General features: G+C 43.6%; 6 protein-coding genes. 1 reads left to right on the top strand and 5 read right to left on the bottom strand.

Features of this window, described 5'->3' with window-relative positions:
• On the bottom strand, positions 1 to 999 hold a 999-nt coding region (locus tag QMG11_RS09440; protein ID WP_281835476.1), incomplete at its 3' end, for a glycine/betaine/sarcosine/D-proline family reductase selenoprotein B.
• A 9-nt stretch (positions 1,000 to 1,008) separates the two neighbouring features.
• On the bottom strand, positions 1,009 to 2,334 hold the full coding sequence (locus QMG11_RS09435) for a glycine/sarcosine/betaine reductase component B subunit (protein ID WP_281835474.1): 1,326 nt from the start codon (positions 2,332 to 2,334) through the stop codon (positions 1,009 to 1,011).
• Between the two features lie 495 nt (positions 2,335 to 2,829).
• Here QMG11_RS09435 and QMG11_RS09430 point away from each other — a divergent pair, with 495 nt between their 5' ends.
• The gene (locus QMG11_RS09430) at positions 2,830 to 3,681 is read left to right on the top strand and encodes a DUF4438 domain-containing protein (protein ID WP_281835472.1); all 852 of its coding nucleotides are present in this window, start codon (positions 2,830 to 2,832) and stop codon (positions 3,679 to 3,681) included.
• Positions 3,682 to 3,807: 126 nt separating this feature from the next.
• On the opposite strand, the gene QMG11_RS09425 is transcribed toward QMG11_RS09430, so the two are convergent.
• The 3 genes from QMG11_RS09425 to QMG11_RS09415 are packed head-to-tail and all read right to left on the bottom strand — an operon-like array spanning position 3,808 to position 6,495.
• Positions 3,808 to 5,145 (bottom strand): short-chain fatty acid transporter, encoded by a 1,338-nt coding sequence (locus QMG11_RS09425; RefSeq protein ID WP_281835479.1) that lies wholly within the window; start codon positions 5,143 to 5,145, stop codon positions 3,808 to 3,810.
• A gap of 40 nt (positions 5,146 to 5,185) precedes the next feature.
• On the bottom strand, positions 5,186 to 5,842 hold the full coding sequence (locus tag QMG11_RS09420) for a 3-oxoacid CoA-transferase subunit B (RefSeq protein WP_281835470.1): 657 nt from the start codon (positions 5,840 to 5,842) through the stop codon (positions 5,186 to 5,188).
• Positions 5,843 to 5,844: 2 nt separating this feature from the next.
• Complete coding sequence (locus QMG11_RS09415) at positions 5,845 to 6,495, bottom strand: CoA transferase subunit A (protein WP_281835467.1); 651 nt, start codon at positions 6,493 to 6,495, stop codon at positions 5,845 to 5,847.
• Positions 6,496 to 6,520 lie beyond the last annotated feature (25 nt).

Genomic DNA, 6,520 nt, shown 5'->3' with positions numbered 1-6,520 from the left:
TACAACTATCTCCTGAGCCATTCTTGATGCCTCTGCTTCAGTTGTTCCAGTTCCTACTGTTGTATAGAAGTGGGAATCGATGCTTCCGATTCTTCCCTCTTTCTCATATGCTCTTAGAGCATCTAAAGGTACACATACGTTAGGGTCTGCGTCTGCTGCTGCAGGGTCATATCCTGCGTGGATAGTCTTCTGGATTCCTCCCTCAAGTCTCTCCATTCCGCTGATGTCATACATTCCCCATCTAGTAGCCGATGCCGACTGGATTCTGTCTGGGTTATCCACTGGTACGATTCCTCCAGTTGTAACTAGAGCGATCTTAGCCTTTGAAAGCTCTGTAATTGGTGCTGCGATAGGTACTCTGTCTACCTTAGGAATTGGAAGCTCAGTTACATACTCCTCTCCTGCAAGCTTCTTAAGAAGCATATCCATTGCTCTCTTTGATGCTGGCTGAAGGTCTGCGTCGATTACCTGATGTCTGATTCCTCTTACATAGTATCCTTCTGCTTCAGCGTCTCCAAGTTTTTCTCCTGCAAGAAGTTTATCTCCATATGCTGCTACCTTTTTTGTATCCTTTCTCATGGCAGCAGCACTCTTTCCACCAGGGAAGATTACTACTTCCTTCTTAAACATATCTACTCCAGGGTTCTCCTCGTGCATAGATGAGATTACAGGTACTCCGAACTTTTCCTTAACAGCCTTACAGATTACACCGCAGGCATTTCCGTATCTTCCAGCCTGGAATGCAGGTCCAGCAAAGAAGATGTCGAAATCCTTGTCTGCAAGGAACTCCATTATCTTAGCTACTGCTTCCTCTTCTCTAGATCCCATGAAGTTATCTCCACAGATGATTGTGTGAGTTACCTCTGCATTTTTAAGAGCTGAATCCAGGGCCATAGCCGGTCCTACAAGTCCCTCTCTTATCTCAGGAGCGTGATCTGCTTTATCCTCTCCTCCGATTCCTGCGAAAAACTGATTTATATAAAGTATTGCCTTCTTCATCTCTTCCTCCTAAAATTCCTTCATTGTTTTTTTAGACCAACCAGATACCTGGTCTCCACAGAACATTGAGTTGTTTTCCATGATGATAGAACCGTCTTCTCTTACAGATGGTCCAAGCTTTTCGTCTCCAGCCCATCCTCCAGATAGTCCGTCTCTTCCTAGGGCAGCTAGCTCTCCGATAACTTCCTTCATAGGTGGAAGCTCGATAAGCTGAGATACGTTTCCGCATGATACTATTGCGTTTGCTTTCTCATCTAGAGTAACAAGTGGCTGCGACTGACCGTCTCTACCAGTACACTCATTTGTCATTCCAACTACCTTAACTCCAGCGTCCTCTAGAGCTGCATAACATGCGATGAAGTCTGCATCTGGGTTTCCGTAACCTTCCTCAGCAAGGATTGCTCCGTCTGCTCCAAGGTGCTTAGCCATGTTTGATACAAATAGTGCTGCTCTCTCCTTCTGCTCAAGGGCAACGTTTAGGTTGGACATGATTACTCCAAGGAAGTTAACTGTCTTACCGTGGTTAGCGTAAAGCTCCTTGATTGTAGGATTATTCATAAAGTCGTATGTAGACCACTTAGATGAACAAGGCATGAATGATCCGCTGATCATAGCTCCGTCTAGGATCTCATTTGGGTGCATAAATGTAGGTAACATTCTGTTTGCGTCCCATCCGTAAACTAGATCGTTGTATCCTAGCTCCTCCATCTGAGATTGTGGCTGCATTACATATACTACTGATGGTAACTTAGCTACATCGTCTGCTTTTTTAGATACAGGCTCAAGCTCATATGTTTCCATAGTCTCAGGCTCCATATCCTTTACTGCGTTTCCAAGGTACTCGGAAAGTCTCATAGCTCCCCATCTTAGCGCCTTGTTCTTCTTCTGCTGCTCATGTCTTTCAAACTCCTCGTCTGTATCAGCTACAAGACAGATATTGATAAGTGTTGAGAAGTATGAGTAGTTTGCTCCCTCTCCGCTCATATCGATAAGTCCGTCTCCGAAACTTCCCCAGTGCTTTCCTACAGCTAGTACTGAAGTATTCTTAAGAGCGTGAGTTCTTCCGTCACCGCAAGAAGCTACCTCTCCAGTTACCCCAGGAAATACTGCTTTACCGTTTACTCTGCATCTTGGCTCCATAGCTTCCTTAACAGGAACTATTCTCTTCTCCTCACCAGGTCTTGCAATAAAGATGTCTGCATGGGTGATGTGCTCATCCTCCATTACGTGTGCAATAGCTTCCTCCTTGTTGATGGTAAGGATACCCTCTGCATAGTGGGTAGTATCTCCAAACCTAACATCCTTTACATGGAAATTACCTAATTCCAGCTTCATTTTCCCCTCCTATATTTTCAATCAGGATTATATTTTAATCGCGATTATCTTTGTTGGTAATTAATTTACTATCTTTTTTTTAAAATGTCAATCGCGATTAGAAAAAAATAATTTGATACAGAACATTTTGTTTGCAACCGAAATTTACATTAGAAAGTTCTAATAATTCACAATCCCTTTATTTTTCTAGAACTAAAAGAGACTGATTTGATTACATTTAAAACAATAAGAGAAAAAAATAACTATAAAATATATTAAATTAATTTTTTTTAATATAAATATGGGAAGGAGTGAGGAGGAGAAATATCTATGAAGTTATTTAGAGGAGGATCAGACTTATTGGTGGTTGGAACTCTAAAGGAGTTACCTATCCATATTAAAGCTTAGAGGGAAATTGACACTGGTTGCCTTTTAAACTATAATCCCTAGGAAGAAAAGTAAAATTATTCTGTGAAAAATCTTTTGACACCCTTTAATCTGGAGTAGGAGGAAAGTATGAAGACCAATGAAGATAAGTTAGTGAAAGTTTCCCTCATGGGAGAGATAAGACACCCTGTATTTGGTAGCTATAAGATAGATCATAGGGGAGTTCCCCACATACTTCCGGGAACATGTGGAATAACCTATAGTCACAAGGTAGGTGACTGCTGTATGGATCTTGTGGGGGATCATGTGGAACCGGGAGTATCCATCCACCACTCCAGCAAGAGGGAGTCCGATGCTCTCATGTACCTCTCCTGTATAGGAAATGAAGCCACAGTGGTAAGCGGAGATGCCAAGGGAGCAGTTGGCTGGGTCACTGGAAGCCACGGGGGAATTGAAAATGTAATAGTTGATTTTGAGAGGGAAGATATGGAGAGGATGATAATAGGAGATAGGATCCAGATAAAGGCTGTGGGGCAGGGGCTGAAGATAGAGGAGTATCCCGATCTCCATATTATGAATATAGACCCCAAGCTCCTTAAGAAGATGAAGGTGAAGATGGAGGGAGAGAAGTTGAGGGTTCCTGTGGTTACTTCCATTCCCGCTTACCTCATGGGTTCTGGAATTGGGTGGCCCTCTGCTGCGTCTGGAGATTATGATATTATGACAGCTGATGAGGGGGAGTACAGGAGGCTGGGTCTTGAGAAGTTAAGATTCGGAGACTTTGTTTTCCTGGAAAACTGCGACAATACCTATGGAAGGGGATACCTCAAGGGAGCAGCCTCCATAGGGGTAGTGGTTCATTCAGACTGTGTAAAGATGGGCCATGGACCGGGTGTCGTGGTAGTTATGACGGCTAAAAGGGATATACTGGAGGCTGTGATAGATCCAGATGCCAATATTGCAAACTTAATGAGAGTTTAGATAGAGAGTGGGAGTCCCCTGGATCCAGGGAACTCCCTTTGTTTTGTTGACTGTTAGAGAAGAAAAGAAATATCTATCCAATAAAAAAGCAGGTATCTTATTAGATACCTGCAAGGAATCTGTATCTCAGAGAAAAGCCAGTCCCAGGCTTATAACTAAACCAGTGTAGAAGAGAACCATGAGACAGTATCCCATAATATCCTTAGCTCCCAGTCCTGCAATTCCCAGAGCCGGCAGAGCCCAGAATGGCTGGATCATATTTGTCCAGGCATCTCCCCAGGCGATGGCCATGGCTGTTTTGGCAGAACTTACCCCCAGCTCCACACTGGCAGGCATCATTATAGGAGCCTGTACAGCCCACTGTCCTCCTCCGCTGGGTACAAAGAAATTAACTATTCCTGCACTTAGGAAGGTAAGAACAGGGAAGGTGGTCTGGTTGGAGATATTAACAAAGAGATTGGATATTCCCCCTGCTATAGATACTCCGCTTGGACCAGTAAAGGTCATAATCCCCATGATCCCTCCGTAGAATGGAAACTGCAGGATTATTCCTCCGGTACTCTTGGCAGCGGAGTTTACAGCTTTCACAACATTTATTGGTGTCCCATGTAGGATGATGGCTGTGAATAAAAATATGTAGTTGACGATATTCAGGTTTAAGCTGAGACCGTTCTTTACAAAGTAGCTGATGATATAGGCATATCCCATAGCTCCAAGGGTGTAATTTATTGCAGCGGAATTTTCAAGCTTCTGAGCTGGTGTCATTGCCTTGATATCTACTTCTGCTTCACCTTCCTCCTCCCTTAGAAGTTCTGCTGGAACTAAAGTTGTATTCTTGTCGCTGGGATTCATATATCCCAGAAGGAACGGAACAGTACACAGGATAATCCCGAATATAATCATATTCATAGGAGAAAAGATCGTCATATTTGTTGGGATAGCTTCTACAACTGCTCCACCAGTCTGAGCTGCCAGGTTTCCCCCAGAAGCCAGTTTTAGAGGAATGGATCCAGAGAGTCCTGCATGCCATACAACAAAACCTGCATAGGCTGAAGCTATTAAGAGGGGGTAGTCCACCGTTCTTACCTTCTTAACAACTTCCTTAGCCAGGATAGCTCCTATAACCAGTCCAAATCCCCAGTTTATAAAGCAGGCGATAAGAGAGATAAAGTTTACTATGATTATTGCCTGTATCTTATTTTTAGGAATAGATGCTATCCTCTCCAGCATCCTCTTAAAGGGAGGAGCTGTTGCCAGGATAGTCCCAGTCACAAGAACCAGGGCCATCTGCATTGAAAAGGAAAGAAGACTCCACAATCCACCACTCCAGGCCTCTATAATACTCAGGGGTGATGCTCCCGTTACAAAGAGAGCCACTGTAAATACTATAAAGGTCAATATTACTGCAAAAATAAATGGATCTGGAAGATATTTTTGCATAAGTCCCACTGAAAACTGTGTCATGTTGTTAAATATTCTCTTCACTTTTCATCCCTTCCTTTTTTTAGATAGCCATAGTTTTTAAATCATCGCTTACAATAAGCTGTGCTTCAGTAAGCTCCTGTATCTCCTCCACTGTAGTTCCCTCAGCGATCTCAGTAAGAAGAAGCCCATCCTCTCTGACCTCCATTACTCCAAGCTCTGTAACGATCATATTTACCTGATTTACAGCTGTGTATGGAAGTGTACACTCCTTCAGGATCTTTGGCTTTCCCTTAGCTGTATGGGTCATTGCGATAATAACCTTCTTAGCTCCCACAACCAGGTCCATAGCTCCTCCCATTCCAGGAACCATTTTTCCAGGGATTATCCAGTTTGCCAGATTACCCTTTTCATCTACCTGAAGGGATCCCAGAACTGTTACATCCACATGACCTCCCCTGATAATAGAGAAGGACATGGAGCTGTCAAAGGTTGCTCCGTGGGGAGAGATAGTCACAGGCTGCCCCCCTGCATTGGTAAGGTCGTAGTCCTCCTCTCCCTCTGCTGGAGATGGCCCCAGTCCTATAAGACCATTTTCCGACTGAAACATTACCTCCATATCCTCATCTATATAGTTTCCTACCATAGTTGGAAGACCTATTCCAAGGTTGACAACGTCTCCCTCATTTAATTCCCTAGCCACACGTCTGGCGATTATCTCCTTTGGATTCATGCTCATAATTACTCTCCCTTCACAATATAATCTACGAATATAGATGGTGTCATAACGCTGTCTACATGGAGCTCTCCAGGTTTAACTATCTCCCTTGCTCCTACAATTACAGTATCTGCAGCAGTAGCCATTAGAGGATTGAAGTTTCTCGTTGTATAGTTATACATTGTATTTCCCTTCTCATCTGTAGTAGATCCTCCGATTAGAGCGATATCCGCCTTTAGGGGCTCCTCTAGAAGGAACCTCTTCCCCTGTACCTCAATAACCTGCTTCCCCTCTTCAACAATTGTTCCGATACCTGTAGGTGTTAGTACTCCCCCTAAACCTGCACCGCCGGCTCTGATCTGCTCGATAAGTGTTCCCTGAGGTGTAAGCACTACCTCTAACTTCTCCTCTCCCATAAGCTGTCCAGCCATGGGATTTAGACCAATATGGGAAGCGATGAGCTTCTTCACCTGTCCATTGGCAATTAGTTTTCCTACTCCCTTATCTGGATAACCAGCATCATTACATATAACTGTAAGATCTTTGCATCCCTTCTCAACAAGGGCATCTATGAGGATCTCTGGGGTTCCCACAGCCATAAATCCACCTACCATAATGGACATACCATCTTGGATCTTGTCCACAGCCTCCTTTACACACACCACTTTTATCATACACAAACTCCTTTTTAAGAACTTT

Origin of the sequence: Propionigenium maris DSM 9537 (assembly GCF_027925155.1) — a bacterium.
GTDB classification, from domain to species: Bacteria; Fusobacteriota; Fusobacteriia; order Fusobacteriales; family Fusobacteriaceae; genus Propionigenium; species Propionigenium maris.
Note: the sequence above shows the minus strand (reverse complement) of the source record. Positions and strands in the feature narration are given on the sequence as shown.